Source organism: Mycetohabitans endofungorum, assembly GCF_002927045.1.
GTDB classification, from domain to species: domain Bacteria; phylum Pseudomonadota; class Gammaproteobacteria; order Burkholderiales; family Burkholderiaceae; genus Mycetohabitans; species Mycetohabitans endofungorum.
Genome location: NZ_PRDW01000004.1, coordinates 98,381 through 114,493, shown reverse-complemented (window position 1 = coordinate 114,493; position 16,113 = coordinate 98,381). Strand labels below are relative to the sequence as shown.

The window sequence follows — 16,113 nt, the reverse complement described above, 5'->3', positions numbered from 1 at the left end:
AAACCTGGCCAAGGCGGCGACCCAAGCGACGCCTGCTTCCAGGGGATCGGCGACCCGCTGCCAGGATCGCGATCAAGGTGCGCGGCGCGGTGCGCTGGGGTTTGCTTCGTTGAGGTGAAACGATGATGCTGTTCGATGATTTAAAAGATAACGAATGGGCACTGGTCGAGGCGCTGTTCTGCGAGGAGCCGGCGCGCGTCGAACGTCGCGGTCGGCCACGCGTAGAGCCGCGCGCCGTAGTCAATGCCATACTCTGGGTCTTGTCGACCGGAGAAGGATGGTCCAAGCTGCCCGGTCGTTATCCGTCACCGCCGACCTGTCGCCGGCGCTTCGACGAGTGGCAGGCTGACGGCACACTGGCCGAGGTCGTGCGCCGCCTCGCCGGCACTGGGCGCCAAGTCACGTTGCGCGGCCGCATCGGCGCGTCGGCCATCAAGCCCCCCGCACCACCGAGCGGCGACCGGCTGCGTGGCGCGTTCTGGACCAATCCCGAGTCGTGGCGCGCGCCAGTGAAGATGGCCTGACTTGACTGACACTTGCAGATCCGCCCGCTTGCCGGGCGGAGCGCGTCGAACGCAGCGCGTATGTGCGCGAGGCTTTGACTGCGCCGGTACCGCGGGGCGATCTGCGCAGCGATATCGAAAGCAACGCGCGGGAACCTGCGCACACCCATCCTGTCCGACGCTATGCCATGAGCACAGCTTGGCAATGAGTAACATCCGGTATGTTCCCGTATCCGCACGGATACGGGCTTTTTCTGTTGCCCTGCCTCCGCGGCAGGCCGCCCTGCGCGATGCTGCGCACCCTCACGGCTGAGGCTCGGCGTGCGCGAGCAGCGACGCGGCCGCGTCACACGCATAACGAAGCTCGCGCTCGACAGACCACGCAGGCAGGCGCGCACGGCGCTCCAGTCGACCCAACTCCGTCTTGCCCTGAGCGCTGAGCACCGCAATATCCACGGGTGCATGGTAGCCTGGCACGAGCGGCGAAGGTTGCCGTGCGGTACCGATCAGCCCTTGTTCGCGCAGGAACTCAAACACTCGCGGACGACGCGGCCACGGCACCTGCCGGTATTGCGCGCGCCGCAGGCCCTCCAGCACGGCCTCGTTCGTATAATCCATCTCGCCCTCCACGTTGGCACCGGCCAGGGTGGCCGGCGCATTCGACATGTCCGCTTATAATCGTCGCGCCGCGACCGGCTGGGCACCGTCACCGGCACGGCTCGCCCCAGCGGACGGCGAACCCTTGACACTCACCGCCTGAACTCGGTCGCCTCAACCGGCACGCAGCCGGCCGGGGCGATGCCTGAAACAATACTTCCATGCTCGTTGCATTCATTGTGCTCCTCTGGCTCGTCGCCCTCGCCGTATCGCGCCGTCACCGCCATATGATCTGCGTCGCGGCGGCGTTGTTCGCCTACCTATTGTGCGCCGGATGGCTCGGCGAACCGGCGCTGCACGCACTGGAAACCCGTGTGCCAGCCGTGAGCCCCCCGCGCTACGCCGGCCACGTCGCGATCGTGGTGCTCGGCAGCGGCACGGAATATGACGATGCGCATCGGCTGGTGCCGAAGTTCGACGCGTGGCGACGCATCGACGCGGCAGCCTCGCAATTCGCGCTATGCCGTGCGCAGCGCGCGCAGTGCACGCTGGTGGTGAGCGGCGGCAATCCCCAAAAACACGAGCAAAGCGAAGCGGCCAACTATCAACCGCATCTGGTATCGCGCGGGGTGCCGGCAGCCAACATCGTGCTCGAGCCCGATAGCCTGAGCACATACGAAAACGCCCGCAACACCGGTGCGATCCTGCGCCAGCACCACTATGACCAGATCGTGCTGATCACGTCAGCGTACCACCTGCCGCGCGCGCTGCTCGACTTTCACCACTTCGGCATCAACGTCGTGCCGTTCGCATCCAACCACAGATGGCGACGCCCAGGCTGGAGGCCGCACCTCGCCCATGTCGTCAACACCAGCATCGCATGGCACGAATGGATCGGCCTTGCACAGTTTCACGTCTATCGGCGGATCGGGTGGTTCTGATGCTCCCAGACCGATCCCGACAGTATGCGCGTAAAATGAGCGCTGAATGAAATTTGTTGTTTCTGCGAGATGCAACAAGATGTCACGTCGCGGCAAGGTCGTTACAATGTCGCTGCGAGTAGCCCATTTGCTGGCTAGAATGCGTGCTCTGCCGGATAGTATGGCTCTTCCGGCCGTGGGTCCGAAAACGCGTGACGATGAGTACCGACCCGGCCAAGGCAGCCGACGTTGAGCAGCGCGCCCAGGCGCTGGAAGCTGCCCAATCGGAAGCCCCAGCAGCGCCCGCACACGCGCCAGCCAAGCATCGCAAGGCTGCCAAGCAGCATAAGGGCAGGCACGCGCAGCATGCCTCCGAGGCCGATGCTGCCGCACTGTCAGCAGCAAGCCAGTAACGGTTGCAATCGGCGTGCGGTGCGGCATGCCGCGCGCTAAGGTGTTATCGGCCGAAGCCTCGCAGGCTTCGGCTTTTTTATGGACGTCGGTTTCGTGTTACAGTCCCGCGCCCGATGCACGAGCGCAACGACATGGAGGATGGTGTGAGTAATATAGAACTCGAAATCGAATGGACCGAGGCAGCCTCAAAAAAGGTCGAGAAGCTAATGCCGCGCACCGCACGCGGCGACGAGCCGTACATCGCGCTGCCACCGATCGAATGCCTGCCCGTCGAGGGCGACGTGTTGTTTCTGGGCCCGCCGGGCAAACAGCAGCCGTTCATCGTCGCGGAGCGACAGTATCACCACGAGGGCGAAGCGGACTGGACGATCATCCTGATTCTGGACGTCGTCGACGCACACTGACGCGTGTGCCGCCGCCCCAGTCAACGCGGAAAAAGAGCCCTGCCTCGCAGCACGAGGCAGGGGCGAAACCCCTCGCCCTACGAGGATAAGCAACGGAGCCATCGGGCCCGCCTCGGCACGACTGCAGTTCAGCATACATAGGTTATGGTGCTGATACAAATCGTTTCCGTATGGCGGTTGAAGGTAGCTAAAATTTCAATTGGACGACAACCGATGTGTGCGAATCGCATACATGGACTTTCTATGGTCCACTCGCAAACCGCAAGCGCAGACTGGCGGCGGTTAACGACTCGCGTTTATCTATTCGACCTGTGGTGATCTGATACTTTCAGATCTGGCCTGCATGATGTAGTCGCACGCCCCCCTCCCAATGATAGACTTCGCGTGCCAGCTCGACAGAGATATAGCCATTTCGGATGTCGTCGCAAACCGCATCGGGATCGCGCATCGACGGATCACCGTATCCGCCACCTGAGCCCGTACGCACGCGAACCACATCACCGCGATCGAGCTTGACGCCGCTGGCCATGGCGTAGCGCTCGCTGCGACCGTCGGCGCGCACGACCTCGACGTAATTGAGTGAGCCGTCACGCCCGTTCGCCTGGCCCCACGGTGGCACTTTGGCGCGCGTATATCCGCAGGTCAGGAAGCTGCCGTCGGAGCGGATCTGATAATCGAGCCGGATGCCGCGGCCGCCGCGATATTGCCCGTACCCCCCTGGCTCGTCGTTCAGTTCCATGCGCTCGACATAGACGCCATAGCGCGCCTCGCAGATCTCGGCCGGGCAGTTGTATGTCTCGCCATGCATTGCGGAGAACATCGCACTGTTGCCGTCGTGATCCCGCTTTGCTCCCCACCCGCCGATCTCGGGCTCGACCAGCGTGAAAATGCGCGCGGTTTCCGGATGGGGGCCGCCAATCACGGTGGCGCATATCGACGAGAAACTGCCGGCGGGGAGGCGGTCGGGCAGATGCGGCGCAAGACAGCGTAGGATCAGATCGTGCACCCGGATCAGATTTTCAAAGTAAAATCCTTCTGCCGCAGGGCTACGCGCATCAAACAGCGAACCAGGCCGTGTCACGACCTTCAGCGGCCGGAAAGTGCCGCCGTTGGCGCTGCCGTTCGGCTCGGTGATCGACTTAAATGCCATCTGAGCAGCCACTACCGTGCCGTCGCGGCTGAGATTGCCCGGTCCATGGACCTGGTCCGGGTTGTCGCGCAAGTCGACGATCATTCCGTTGTCGCCAATTTCAACGACTACTTTGTACACCTTGCCGTCGTCCTGAAGTTCGGCCAGTTCGAAGCGCCCTTTCGGCGTGTGGCGCAGTGCTTTCAGCGAGACCTTTTCACCGTGGTCCATGAAGTCTTGCATTGCCTGCAGGAACGTTGCTTTACCGTACTTCTGGGTCAGTTCAATCAAGCGTGTCGCGCCGCTGCGCGCGGCAGCGATGCCTGCCCAAAGATCACCTTCCATGAAGTCAGGCATGCGCGTGTTATAGCGCAGAATCTGCATCACGGGGCGCACCGGCTTGCCGCGTGAGATCAATTTTACCGCGGCCAGGCGCAGCCCTTCCTGGAAGATCTCGGTTGCATCGGTGGAGAACGATCCCGGGACCATGCCACCAACATCGTTCCAGTGAGCAATATTGGCCGTCCACGCGACGATGTCATCGCCAACGAAAACCGGCATCGACAGTACCACGTCGTTCAGATGCGTCACGCCGCCCGAGTACGGGTCGTTGGTGATGAAGATGTCACCCGGCTCGATGTCGCCTGGTTGGCCATGCTCAACCAAAATGCGGCGCACCGCCTTGTCCAGCACGCCGACAAAGGCAGGGATACCGGCGCCGGAGCTGGCGATATTGCCCTGCGCATCGGTGATGCCAGTCCCCATGTCGAGCACCTCGTAGATGATCGGGCTCATCGCGGTCTTGCGCATCGCGGTGAACATCTCGTCGGCGATGGCTTGCAATGCATTCTGAATGATATCGAGCGTGAAGATATCGATCTTATCGCTGTGGCTCATGATGATGGCTCACACGGAAAGAGTGATGTAAAAGTTGCCGAGGCGGTCGACGCTCACGGCGTTGTTCGGGTGGACCACGATGGTCGTGCCGGGGTCCTCGATAATCGCCGGACCGGCGAAGCACATGCCAGGCTCGATGCGTTCCGCGTCGTAGACGATCGCCTCGTGCCTCCCTTCGAGCGCATAGTCGACGGTGCGACGGCCTTTTGCCGCAGCCTGAACAGTGGCGCCGGTGACTGGTAGCTCGGCCAGGTTGAGCTTGCCAATTTCTGCCACGGCGACGATATGAAAGCCGACGATCTCCAGCGGGGCGTCCAGCCGATAGGTGTACTGCTGCTCGTAGCTGGCGTGAAAGCGGGCAACGATATCGGCCCAATGCGTGACGACGCGTTCACCTTGCCGCAGCGGCACCTCGACCGCATGCTCCTGGTTCTGGTAGCGGATCTTGCAGTACAGGGCCAATTCGATCGCATTGGCGCCAATACCTTCGGTCGCGTACTGTGCCGTTGCATCATGCGACAGCTGTTCGAGCAGCGCTTGCGCACCGAGCGCCGCATCCGGACGAGCCATCTCAAAGAGGCGGTTGACGAAGCAGTCGCGACGCAGGTCGGACATCGTCATGCCCCACGCGGAAAAGACAGACGCGCCACGCGGAATCACCACCTTTCTCACGCCTAGTTCCTGCGCGAGCGCAACGGCGTGCATCGCGCCGCCGCCACCGAAGGCGAGCAGCGTGAAGTCACGCGGATCATGGCCCCGGCTGAGCGACACCAATTTCAGCGCATTCACCATGTTGTCGTTGGCGATCCGAATAATGCCGCGCGCGATTTCCTGCGGCGACAGCCGTAGCCGCTCGGTCAGCGGCGCCATGGCCCGGGCCACGGCGTCGATGTCGGCAATAAACGTACCGCCGCAGAAATAATCCTTATTGATGCGGTTCAGGATCAGGTTCGCATCAGTGGTGGTCACATGGGTGCCGCCGCGACCGTAGGCTGCGGGACCAGGCGACGCCCCAGCCGATTGCGGGCCGACATGCAACTTGTCGAATTCGTCGATCCACGCGATCGAGCCGCCACCATTGCCGATCTCGACCAAGTCGACCACGGGTACCATGATCGGATAGCCGGCATGCGTCCGGTCGCGCTCGATCCAATAGTCCGTTTTGATGGAGATCTGCCCGTCCTTGATCAGCGAGCATTTGGCCGTGGTGCCGCCGATATCGAGTGCGAGCACATTGGGCTCACCGATCAAACGGCCCAGTTCGGCCGCTCCCCAGAAACCGCTGGCCGGTCCCGACTCCACCATCGTAATCGGGATTTCTCGGGCGTGAGCCACGGTGTCGACACCGCAGTTCGATTGCATCACATAGAGCGGCGCCCGATAGCCGTTCGATCGCAATCCGTCTTCAAGCCGCTGCAGGTAGCGCGCGGCGATTGGCTGCACATAGGCGGACAGTACCGCGGTACTGGAGCGCTCGTATTCCCGCCACTCGCGCGTGATTTGGTGCGATGCCACCGCCGACGCCTGTGGCCAGAGCCGACGCATTCCGGCCAGCACCGCTTGTTCGTGCACCGGATTGGCATAGGCGTGCAGTAGACAGATCGCGACCGCTTCCACCCCTTCGGCGCGGAATGTGTCGACGATGGCGGGCAGGCCAGATAAGTCCAGCGGCTCGCGCTCGCTGCCGTCCACATGCAGGCGCCCCGATATTTCACGACGCAGGTAGCGCGGCACAAATGGCGCGGGCTTGACCCAGCTTAAATTGAAAAAGTCAGGCCGGTTGGCGCGCGCAATTTCTAGCGTGTCGCCAAAACCTTGCGTCGTGATCAATCCCGTCTTGACGCCACGGCGCTCGGTCAGCGCATTGATCACTACGGTGGTGCCGTGCGCGAGGAAGGTGACAGCGCTCAAATCCACATCGGCCTTTTTTAGTACGTCGAGGATGCCCTGCTCGTAGTCAGGCGGCGTCGTATCCGACTTGGCAGTCCGTACCGATTGCCGGCCCGTGCCCGGATCGACCTCGAAGTACACTAGGTCGGTGAAAGTACCACCGACGTCAGTAGCCACGCGAATCGTCTTGTTTAGTTTGCTCATCGCGTGTCTCCTGCCACCGAAGGCCGTCGCCCTGTCCTTTGATGTGACGCGCGCCGGTTTTTTGCCGCCGTATACGTTTAGCGTACCGATCCAGATCACTTCCGGCATCTAGATCGGCCCGGCCAGGCGGTCGATGTCCTGCCCGGTACCAGATGCTGCCGCTACAGCGTATTCTCGGTCATGTCGAATGCGGTTGCCTCGGCCACCGCCGCGACACGGCAGGCGACCTCACCGTGATCGCGCATTTTGCGCTGCGTGACCCAATCACCGCGTTCGATTGCTACATGCCCCACTATCGAACTGGCATCGACCGGATAGCATTGGCAATACAGCGACTCGCCATTGAGACGGACCTGCGTCATGTGTCGCCGGAACTGGCCCAGGTGACCCGGCGTCCACTGAGAGGGCACGCGGCTGGGCCGCCTGCTCATAAGCATAGAATGCGTGCCAGAGTTGTGGGGGCATTCAGGCGGATAGGGTTAAAAAGTGGCCGCTCAATTACATGGATCAGTGCCGTCCGATGACCGCTACGCTTTATGGACTAGCTCGCATTGGGTGGGAACTGATTACCGGTATGCTAGTCAGCTCGCGCGCCGAGGCACTCAAAAAATTAAACTGGTATGCCATGCGCTGGAAGAAATAGTTTATGCCTCACACACAAGAAATCGGATAGGCTCCGCCCAAGGCTTGCCGAAAACGCACTAAATTGCTCGGATCACACGGCAGGCGTGGCTGAAAATACTACTCACCGCAGAAAAACTGAAAGTACACGTCCTGCGCGCCCAGCGCTCGCATACCGACTCATCACTTTCGTTGTAGGCATGCTTCAGATAGAGCAACCCCACCATCAAGCGGATCGGCAAGCGAGGGCGACCAGCTGCACTGAGCGCGGCGCCGGCCAACTTCGGCGCCATCCCGAACAGGTCGGGCACCGTACTGCTTTGGGCTTCGCGCATGCGCCGCTCAAACAGCGGGGCGAGCCGCTTCAATCGTGCTCCATGGCATACGCGTGGCTAGCACCGCAAGCGGTTACCACAGATCGATCATCGCGTCCAGCCGGCTACGAAAAAAATCCGGTGTCCCACAAGAACTTGTCTAGCTCGTGTTCATCGTTGGCAGTTTAAAACTCCCAGAAATTGACCCTATTGGATTATCTTTTGGGAGTTGCGCAAGCCCTCGATTGGCTTCTGCGCCTTACCACAACAGCATCTCAAGCTTTTTGCAGGCTCGACTACTGAGTAGAAAGGGAATCTTGCCCGGCAAGGAGCCCATTCGATGATGATGCGGGGATCGGCCGGCATGACAGCGCCAGCCGTTACGACGTGACGTCACGGCACCCGCGCGGGTTGCAAGGCGGCGGCGCGGCGTGCGCGCCGCCCGGGATGACGGTCAGCGCGGGCGATCAGCAGCGGCAGGGCCGGCACAACCGGTCAATCAGCAGCGACAAGGCCAGCACAACTGGTCGATCAACAGCGACGAGGCCAGCGCAACCAGTCGATCAACAGCCACAGGGTCAGCGCAGCTGGTCAATCAGCAGCGACAGAATCTGGCGTGCCTGCTTCGAATCGTTAATCTGTCCGCTCTCGTCCACAATCGCGACCCTCGTCTGCGTCTCGGTCAGCGCGCGCACATTCACACGGTATTGCTTCGCCGCCTTTTCCTTGCGGCCATGGAATACTTGGTTCCAGAAGCCCTGTTTGGCCGAACTTAAATCGTTTGGATCCACGTAACGAATGAAATACAGGCCACGCGTACGATCGCGGTCATCGACCGTGAAGTTGTTCCGGTCCAACGCCACGCCGACCCTCAGCCACGCGTCGTCGTAAGGCTCGGCAAGCGTGATGTCGGTCGGCTCAGTCGGCGTCGCGGCGGCCGCCGACGCCTTGCGTGCTGCCTGCGACACCCTGGTCGCCGCGTCGGCAGCCTTGGGCGCAGATGCGGCCATCGGCTCCGCGGCTATCGACACACCGCCCTGCTGGTTACGCGCCAACGCTTGCATCAATCGCTTTAGGTACTCGGCCTCCAGCGCCGGATCGTTTGGCCGATCTTCCCACCGGCTTTGCTCGTTGTCCGAGCCGAACAACTGCTCATACAACCCGCGCTGGCTGATGAACACATACGTCCCGCCGTTCGGCGCGCTTTCGAGCCGCGTGCGGTACTTGTCGCGCAGGCCGGTCGTGTAGCCGGTGCCGAGCGCCTTGGACAACGTATTGCGGATCAGGCCATCCGGCACCTGCGGATGGGTTTCGTACCAGTCCGTCTCCATGATCCCGCGATCGCGCGCGTCCAGCGACAGCACGAAGCCCTGCTCCTGCCAAAAACGCCGCACCTCGGGCCACACTTGTGCAGGCGCCTGCTTGTCGATCACCAGCCAGCGCTGCGTGCCCTCGCGCTGGATATGCATGCCCCGTACCGGCGGCAGCACCGCGTCGCCCACTAGTGCAGGTGCCGATTGCTGCACCTGCTGCAATCCGGATAGCAACGCCGAGCCGCCTTGAGGCGGCAGCGAGCGCTGGTCGGCGATCTCGTTGGTCATGTCCGGGGGCACGGCCAGCGACGATGCCTTAGCCCGCGTGGCACTCTTGTAGTCGATCGCCTGTGGATTGGGCGAACTGCAGGCCGCCACGCCGCCGGCAATGACGGCGCCAGCAACAAAGCGCGAGATGAGACGGTTTTGAATCAGTTTCATGGAATCCTTTCCGCATGCGCCCGGACCAATGCCCGGCAATCAACCGGCCATTGTACCGATCTCTTTTCTCAAGCGGCAAAAATGACGCGCGAGCCGTGCCGCCCGCTCGATGCGTCTGGGGTGCGCAGCGACCCCGCGCTATGAGCGGCCGGCCCGCGATGGATGGGCTGCGACGACGCCCCCCGGCGTGGCGGCTGGCGTGCGCCGCGCGGGAGGGCGACGCGGCGGCAGCGTGGACAGGCGCATCATGTGCCGCAGCGCCACCAGGCCGCCGAGCGTTTCGATAATGGCCGCGGGCACCCACATGATCAGCCCACCCAGGCTTTGATCCAGCGCCGGCGACAGGTCCATGGCGCGGCCGCACAACGTGAAAATCGGGTACAAGTCGCGCGAGGAGAACGTGATGATCGCACCGGCCAAGATCTGCGGCGTCATCGTGATCACCGGCGACAACACCCGCACGCCCGGCTTTACCCGACTGGGCGGGCTCGGACGATGATCCAGCAGCATCCACCAATACAGCAGACCACTGATCGTCACCGACCAGTTCATGAACAAGTAGATGCGCCAGTCGAGCATCGAAATGAACTGCACGGACGGAATGAGCCAGAAGAGCACCGAGACCACGAACACCAACGAGATGAACGCCGGGTTGAGCAGCACGGCGCCGGCCATGCGCGACGCACGCCGCCGGGCCGCCCGGTGCAGCATGCCGCGCCAGCGCAGCGGCATGCCAGCACGCATCACGCTGCCTGGATAGGCGGACATAACCAGCAGCGGCGCCAGGTGATGCAGCACCAGGTGCTGGAGCCGGTGGACGAAGAATTGATGCTCAGCGTAATAGTCCACTCGCGTGTGCAGCGCGACATACAGCAGCACGAGACCCATCCAGAACGCCGCCTGGCGCGCGATGCTCACGCGTTGGTGCAGCGTGCCGCGCGCGAACAGCACGGCGGCCGCGACAAAGACGAACACCAGCCCGAACGAGGGCTCCCACGGTTCCAGGAAACGAAGCAACGAGGACATGATAAGGTGGAGCGATGCGGCGCACACCAACGGCGCCGGCCGGTAAAAAGCGGCACCATCTTAACAGTAAAGCGAACCGGGGCCGGCTCGAGTTCACGCGATGGTCCTAAAATAGAGGATCTTTCGTCGACAAGGGTGTCCCTATTTGAGATGCGCACGCCTGCGAAAAGACCTGCAGGGCCGAGCGAACCAGCAACCGCCGACAATCGTGCAATCGTCGGGGCGGACTGGCCCGTGCCGCTGTCCGGACACGCCGAGCCCAACGCGCCGGTGCGCGACTTCGCCACGTTGCGCCGTGCATTGGTCGTGTTGCTAATCGCCACCGTCGTGCTGCCGGCGGGGTTCCTGCTGTACTATGGCATAACCAGTTGGCACAAGGCACTGAACGACGCCAGTGGATTCGCCACACGTTCGTCGCGGATCACCGAGGAGCAGGCGCTGAAGGTGTTTGAGCTCAATGAAGTGATCCGGGACAGGGTTCTGCAGGCGATCTACGACGCTGAATCCCATGGCGGCACGCTGGGCGGCTACGCAATGACCACCAAGCTGCGCTCAATTGCCGCACCTTTCGATCACTTGGCCGCGGTCAGCGTGTACGATGCAAGCGGCCGGCTCGTGGTCACCAACGATCCCTATTTGGGCGTGCCGCGCAGTCTTGCGCAGACCGACGCATTCCGCAGCGCTGCCCGGTGGAACCAGGGCGACTACGTGACCGAGGCGATCCCGTTGCGGGGACACCGTGACCGCATCTTTGATGTCATCACACCGCGTCATCTGAGCGATGGCTCGTTTGCCGGCGTCGTCGCCTTGTCGATCCGCGCGTCGTACTTCGAGGATTTCTATCGTGAGCTCGTGACCGGCAGCCACATCGGCCAGCTTGCACTGATGCGCAATGATGGCACGTTGCTCGCCCGCTATCCGCCACCGGTACCCGGCGACGTCGAGCCGCCGGTGCCGCGCGGCGTGCTGGCCGCGCAACTGGGCGGTACCGAGCGGGTCCGCCTGGCCGATACGCAGGCAATCATCGGCTACCGGCGCGTAGGCTCGCGGGACGTCTACGTCACCGACTACCTGCGGCTGGACCAGGTGTTCTCGCGTTGGCTCGCTCGCACTGCGATTGTCACTGGCTTTTCAGTCGTGCCCAGCATCGCGCTGTTCCTGGTGGCGTTCGTCGCACTGCGCCGCCTCGATAGCGAGGAAAAAGCATGGCGTCAATGGCAGGCGGAGGCCTCGCTGCGGCGTGCGGCCGAGGAAGACTATCGGCACGCACTGAAAATGGAATCGCTGGGCCGGCTGACCGGCAGCGTCGCGCACGACTTCAACAACCTGCTGATGGTGCTATCCGCGAATGCGCGGCTGATCCGCCTGAAGATGGGCGAGGGCAACATGGCAAAGCAGTGGCGGGCCATTGAACGGGCCGTGCACACTGGCGAAGCCCTGACCCGTCGTTTGCTCAGCGTCTCGCGCAAGCAGCCTACGCGGGCCGAGCGGATCGACCTGCGCAGCCGTTTGGCCGAATGGAAGGGGTTGATCGAGGCGTGCGCCGGCCCGCAGTGCGACGTGCGCATCGCGGTGCCCGACAGCGTGTGGCCCGTACTGGCGGACCCCACCGACCTGCAGCTTGCACTGATCAACCTGGTGGCCAACGCGCGCGACGCGCTACCGGCCGGCGGCCGGATTGCCATTTCGGCCAACAACCACCAGGCGGCGCACGAGCACGCCGGCGCAGCGTCAACAGCCGAACCGGATCGGGTGCGTATTGCGGTCAGCGACAACGGCTGCGGGATGAGCGCCGACGTGGCGGCGCGCGCATTCGAGCCATTCTTCACGACCAAGGAGCTTGGCAAGGGCACCGGGCTCGGACTGCCGCAGGTCTACGGCTTTTGTCAACAGGCCGGCGGCGATGCGCAAATCATTAGCCATCCTGGCATGGGCACGACGGTTGCCTTGTTCCTGCCGGCGGCGGCTGCCACCGAAGCCAAGGCACCTACCCACGCCGGGCTGCACGCTGCCGAACGCGACGGGGATGTTCCGCGTCCACCGGCGTCTGACAGCGAGATTCCCGCACCGGCGCCCGGTGAACCATTGTCGTGGCAATCGCCCGCCACGGCGCCAGCGGACGCCAACGCAGTACCCGACGGCCGGCCGAGCCGCGCGGCGCGCGCGCGCCACGCCTTGACCGGCATAACTGGGCTTGAGCTCCTGCTGGTGGAGGACGACAACGAAGTCGCCGAGGCGACGGCGGCGGTGCTGAACCTGGATGGTCATCGAGTCACCACCGCGCCGGACGCCCATTCAGCCCTGCAGATCTACCATCGGCACGCGCGATACGATGCGGTGATCAGCGATGTGACCATGCCCGGCCCGATGAACGGCATCGACCTGGCCATCGCGCTGCGCGACGCGGACCCCAGCTTGCCCGTGATCTTGGTCACCGGGCACACCGACAAATTGAGTCTGGCGCAACGCGAAGGCCTGCTGGTGTTGCCCAAGCCGGTCAATTTCGACGTGCTGCGCTCCGCGCTTCCTCGCGCGGCATGACGATGGCTTATGCCAGAGACCCCTGTTAGGCGGCGCCCCGCAGGAATGCCACCAGCTCGCGGTTGTACGTGTCACGCTGTTCGATGTTCGAAATATGTGATGCGTCGAGTTCGAGATACTGCGCCCCCCGGATCGCCGCGACCATCGCCCGGCCCTGCTCCGGGCTCGTCGCAACATCGTGCGTGCCGGCAATGACCAACGTCGGCACGGTGATGCGGCCCAGTTCGTCGCGCAAGTGTGCATCGCGCACCGCCTCGCAGTTCGCGGCATACCCCTCGGGGTCGGTGGCCACCAGTTGCGCTCGCAACGGCTCAACCTGCGCGGCTTGCCGCTCGCGGAATCCCGGCGTAAACCAGCGCTCGATGATCGCGTCAGCCAAGCCGGCCATGCCTTCGCCGCGCGCTTTCGCGATGCGCGAGTTCCACACCTGCGGCGAGCCGATCTTGAATGCCGTGTTCGACAACACCAGCCGGATCAGCCGGTCGCCATGGCAAGCGCCGAGCGCAATGCCAGTCTGCCCACCCATCGACAAACCGCAAAAGTGCGCACGCTCGATGCCCAACGCGTCAAGCAAAGCGACCACGTCATCGGCCAGCCGTCCGATTGTATAGGGCCCCGGCGGCGTATCCGACTGCCCGTGTCCGCGCGTATCGTAGCGCAGCACGCGAAAATGCGCGCTCAGCGCCGGGACTTGGGCATCCCACATCGCGAGCCGCGTGCCCAGCGAATTGGACAGCACGACCCACGGCGCATCGGTATGTTCGGCACCGTCAATACGGTAATGCAGGTGGATTCCGTCGATCGACGCAAATGGCATGATGGATTCCTCGTCAGTCGTTCAGATAATGCGCGAGCGGGCCGCACGCCCGCTGCGGCACATCGGAGCGCGCCCATTTCATACGCGCTCGAGCGCAATCGCGATGCCCTGCCAACGCCGATGCACATCGTCGCAAGTGCGAAGCGCCCGGCTCGTCGCTGCAATTCGTAGACGGCCGTCAACGTCAGCCGCGCACCGCTCATACCCAGCGAATGGCCCAAGGCAATCGCGGTCGGGCCGCACCACGCCCTTCAGCTTGGCGAGCGCGTCAAGCGAGGTTTCGCGCGGATGTTCGTCACGCTCGACAAGCACCGGATCGGCTTTTTTACTGCTCCATCATCACGAACACCTGCTTGGCGCCGCCCGCCAGGTCCATGACGCCGCCGCCGGCCGGGATCGCGTCCACCACGCATCATCGCAAACGAATCGGCATGGTAAAAGTAGCAACCGCCGCTTAACGCGGCGCAACGCGTCTGCGCGTTGAGCGCACGATGCGCGGGGGCGTGCAAAAATCCGAATAACCATGCACCATAGGGGTTGCTCAACCGGCCCGTGACACGCACGCATCATGACAACCACGGCTTCTTCCGCAGCCTTTGCCGCATCCGCCTGCGCACTGGACATGATCATCTTCGGCGGCGGCGGCGACCTGTCGGCCCGCAAATTGCTCCCGGCGCTGTACATGGCGCATCTGCACGGCAACCTGCCGGCCGACACGCGGATCATCGCGATCGGCCGCAAGGACTTCTCGCGCGACCAGTACCTCACGTTCATCGACGAGCACTCGCGGCCGTTCGTTGACAGCAGTGCGCTGGACAAACAGGCGTGGGATCGTTTCCTAGCGTTGTTCGACTACGTGCGAATCGATGTTGTCTCATCATCCGACTACGCCAACCTCGTCGCGGCGTCCCGGCCCGAAGCGCAGCGCGTGTTTTACCTGGCCACATCACCCGAGCTATTCACGACGATCTGCGACAACCTCGCCGCGTGCGGGCTGGTCAACGAACAATCGCGCGTCGTACTCGAAAAACCGCTGGGACACGACCTCGCGTCGGCACGTGCGATTAACGCGTCGGTCGGCCAGTACTTTGCCGAATCGCAGATCTACCGGATCGACCATTACCTGGGCAAGGAAACCGTGCAGAACCTGATGGTGCTGCGCTTTGGCAACGCGATTTTCGGGCCATTGTGGCAAGCGCCATACATCAAGAACGTGCAAATCACGGTCGCCGAGACCGTGGGCGTCGGCAGCCGGGCCGGTTTCTATGACCAGACGGGCGCGCTGCGCGACATGGTGCAGAACCACCTGCTGCAGTTGCTGTGCATCGTGGCGATGGAACCTCCCGTGTCGCTCGATCCTGACGCGGTACGGGACGAAAAGCTCAAGGTGCTGCGCTCGCTGCGTCCGATGACGGTCTCGGACATCGCCCGCAACACGGTGCGCGGCCAGTACACCGCGGGCGCGATCGGCGGGGAACCGGTCAAGGGTTATCTCGATGAAGACAACGTGCCGCCAGGCAGCCGCACGGAGACGTTCGTCGCGCTGCGCGCGCACATCAACAACTGGCGCTGGGCCAACGTACCGTTCTTCCTGCGCACCGGCAAGCGGATGCCGAAGCGGCGTTCCGAGATTGTCATCGATTTCGCCGACTTGCCTTTCTCGATCATCCCGAGCGGGCCACGCAACTACGGTAACCGGCTGATAATCCAATTGCAGCCGGAGGAATCGATCCAGTTGCAAATGCTTGCGAAGGAGCCGGGCAGCGGCATGCACATGCTGCCGGTCAATTTAAACCTGGACTTGCAGCAGGCGTTCACGGGGCGCCGCGCCGAAGCCTACGAGCGGCTGCTGATCGACGTGATCCGGGGGCGCCTGACCCATTTCATGCGCCGTGATGAATTGGAAGCCGCCTGGACCTGGGTCGAGCCGATCCTGGCCGGCTGGCGCGAACTGGACGAGCGCCCCCGTACCTACACGGCCGGCACCTACGGACCCGCCGCTTCGTCCGCGCTGATGGCGCACGAAAATATGTCGTGGGCCGAAGAAATGTGACGCAGCGGGCGACGGCCGGGTGTCCCGGC

General features: G+C 63.2%; 12 protein-coding genes and 4 pseudogenes. 6 read left to right on the top strand and 10 right to left on the bottom strand.

The annotated features are described in order from the left end of the window. The first annotated feature begins 122 nt into the window (after nucleotides 1–122). Nucleotides 123–524 (top strand): transposase, encoded by a 402-nt coding sequence (locus B0O95_RS17140; protein WP_370641751.1) that lies wholly within the window; start codon nucleotides 123–125, stop codon nucleotides 522–524. A gap of 282 nt (nucleotides 525–806) precedes the next feature. Here the strand turns inward: B0O95_RS17140 and B0O95_RS05330 are convergent, their stop codons facing one another. After that, nucleotides 807–1,121: a hypothetical protein gene (locus tag B0O95_RS05330; protein ID WP_104077099.1), complete on the bottom strand. Its 315-nt coding sequence runs from the start codon at nucleotides 1,119–1,121 to the stop codon at nucleotides 807–809. Nucleotides 1,122–1,321: 200 nt separating this feature from the next. Here B0O95_RS05330 and B0O95_RS05325 point away from each other — a divergent pair, with 200 nt between their 5' ends. From B0O95_RS05325 to B0O95_RS05315, 3 genes and pseudogenes are all read left to right on the top strand, one after another. Then, entirely contained in the window at nucleotides 1,322–2,041 is a 720-nt protein-coding gene (locus tag B0O95_RS05325; RefSeq protein ID WP_233203134.1) for a YdcF family protein, read from the top strand. Between the two features lie 203 nt (nucleotides 2,042–2,244). After that, nucleotides 2,245–2,433, top strand: a pseudogene (locus tag B0O95_RS05320) (hypothetical protein); the annotation flags it as partial. 144 nt (nucleotides 2,434–2,577) lie between these two features. Beyond that, the gene (locus tag B0O95_RS05315) at nucleotides 2,578–2,838 is read left to right on the top strand and encodes a DNA-binding protein (protein ID WP_076787164.1); all 261 of its coding nucleotides are present in this window, start codon (nucleotides 2,578–2,580) and stop codon (nucleotides 2,836–2,838) included. A gap of 328 nt (nucleotides 2,839–3,166) precedes the next feature. On the opposite strand, the gene B0O95_RS05310 is transcribed toward B0O95_RS05315, so the two are convergent. The 6 genes and pseudogenes from B0O95_RS05310 to B0O95_RS05285 form a co-directional block, all read right to left on the bottom strand. Then, complete coding sequence (locus B0O95_RS05310; protein WP_104076964.1) at nucleotides 3,167–4,864, bottom strand: hydantoinase B/oxoprolinase family protein; 1,698 nt, start codon at nucleotides 4,862–4,864, stop codon at nucleotides 3,167–3,169. Between the two features lie 9 nt (nucleotides 4,865–4,873). Continuing rightward, complete coding sequence (locus tag B0O95_RS05305; RefSeq protein ID WP_104077097.1) at nucleotides 4,874–6,958, bottom strand: hydantoinase/oxoprolinase family protein; 2,085 nt, start codon at nucleotides 6,956–6,958, stop codon at nucleotides 4,874–4,876. A 161-nt stretch (nucleotides 6,959–7,119) separates the two neighbouring features. Next, nucleotides 7,120–7,320, bottom strand: coding sequence for a hypothetical protein (locus B0O95_RS05300; protein WP_104076963.1), 201 nt, complete (start codon nucleotides 7,318–7,320; stop codon nucleotides 7,120–7,122). 310 nt (nucleotides 7,321–7,630) lie between these two features. After that, nucleotides 7,631–7,836, bottom strand: a pseudogene (locus B0O95_RS17135) (transposase); the annotation flags it as partial. A 635-nt stretch (nucleotides 7,837–8,471) separates the two neighbouring features. Continuing rightward, the gene (gene bamC / locus B0O95_RS05290; protein ID WP_199180432.1) at nucleotides 8,472–9,647 is read right to left on the bottom strand and encodes an outer membrane protein assembly factor BamC; all 1,176 of its coding nucleotides are present in this window, start codon (nucleotides 9,645–9,647) and stop codon (nucleotides 8,472–8,474) included. 138 nt (nucleotides 9,648–9,785) lie between these two features. Then, a complete protein-coding gene (locus tag B0O95_RS05285) occupies nucleotides 9,786–10,673 on the bottom strand; it encodes a cytochrome c oxidase assembly protein (RefSeq protein ID WP_104076961.1) in 888 nt (295 codons plus the stop codon). A 234-nt stretch (nucleotides 10,674–10,907) separates the two neighbouring features. Here B0O95_RS05285 and B0O95_RS05280 point away from each other — a divergent pair, with 234 nt between their 5' ends. After that, nucleotides 10,908–13,214 (top strand): hybrid sensor histidine kinase/response regulator, encoded by a 2,307-nt coding sequence (locus B0O95_RS05280; RefSeq protein ID WP_158249448.1) that lies wholly within the window; start codon nucleotides 10,908–10,910, stop codon nucleotides 13,212–13,214. 25 nt (nucleotides 13,215–13,239) lie between these two features. On the opposite strand, the gene pcaD is transcribed toward B0O95_RS05280, so the two are convergent. From pcaD to B0O95_RS05265, 3 genes and pseudogenes are all read right to left on the bottom strand, one after another. Continuing rightward, entirely contained in the window at nucleotides 13,240–14,031 is a 792-nt protein-coding gene (gene pcaD, locus B0O95_RS05275; protein ID WP_104076959.1) for a 3-oxoadipate enol-lactonase, read from the bottom strand. Nucleotides 14,032–14,109: 78 nt separating this feature from the next. Next, nucleotides 14,110–14,261, bottom strand: a pseudogene (locus tag B0O95_RS17130) (3-oxoadipyl-CoA thiolase); the annotation flags it as partial. Nucleotides 14,262–14,362: 101 nt separating this feature from the next. Beyond that, nucleotides 14,363–14,489: pseudogene (locus B0O95_RS05265) on the bottom strand (3-oxoadipate CoA-transferase); the annotation flags it as partial. Nucleotides 14,490–14,599: 110 nt separating this feature from the next. Between B0O95_RS05265 and zwf the strand changes: the two are divergent. Further along, nucleotides 14,600–16,084, top strand: a complete 1,485-nt coding sequence (gene zwf / locus B0O95_RS05260; protein ID WP_104076958.1) for a glucose-6-phosphate dehydrogenase — start codon at nucleotides 14,600–14,602, stop codon at nucleotides 16,082–16,084. Nucleotides 16,085–16,113: the final 29 nt, after the last annotated feature.

Bases quoted from the DNA above. Each gene is read 5' to 3' on its own strand.
- B0O95_RS17140 (WP_370641751.1), top strand. From the start codon at position 123: ATGATGCTGTTCGATGATTTAAAAGATAACGAATGGGCACTGGTCGAG.
- B0O95_RS05330 (WP_104077099.1), bottom strand. From the start codon at position 1,121: ATGGATTATACGAACGAGGCCGTGCTGGAGGGCCTGCGGCGCGCGCAA.
- B0O95_RS05325 (WP_233203134.1), top strand. From the start codon at position 1,322: ATGCTCGTTGCATTCATTGTGCTCCTCTGGCTCGTCGCCCTCGCCGTA.
- B0O95_RS05310 (WP_104076964.1), bottom strand. From the start codon at position 4,864: ATGAGCCACAGCGATAAGATCGATATCTTCACGCTCGATATCATTCAG.
- B0O95_RS05305 (WP_104077097.1), bottom strand. From the start codon at position 6,958: ATGAGCAAACTAAACAAGACGATTCGCGTGGCTACTGACGTCGGTGGT.
- B0O95_RS05300 (WP_104076963.1), bottom strand. From the start codon at position 7,320: ATGACGCAGGTCCGTCTCAATGGCGAGTCGCTGTATTGCCAATGCTAT.
- bamC (WP_199180432.1), bottom strand. From the start codon at position 9,647: ATGAAACTGATTCAAAACCGTCTCATCTCGCGCTTTGTTGCTGGCGCC.
- B0O95_RS05285 (WP_104076961.1), bottom strand. From the start codon at position 10,673: ATGTCCTCGTTGCTTCGTTTCCTGGAACCGTGGGAGCCCTCGTTCGGG.
- pcaD (WP_104076959.1), bottom strand. From the start codon at position 14,031: ATGCCATTTGCGTCGATCGACGGAATCCACCTGCATTACCGTATTGAC.
- zwf (WP_104076958.1), top strand. From the start codon at position 14,600: ATGACAACCACGGCTTCTTCCGCAGCCTTTGCCGCATCCGCCTGCGCA.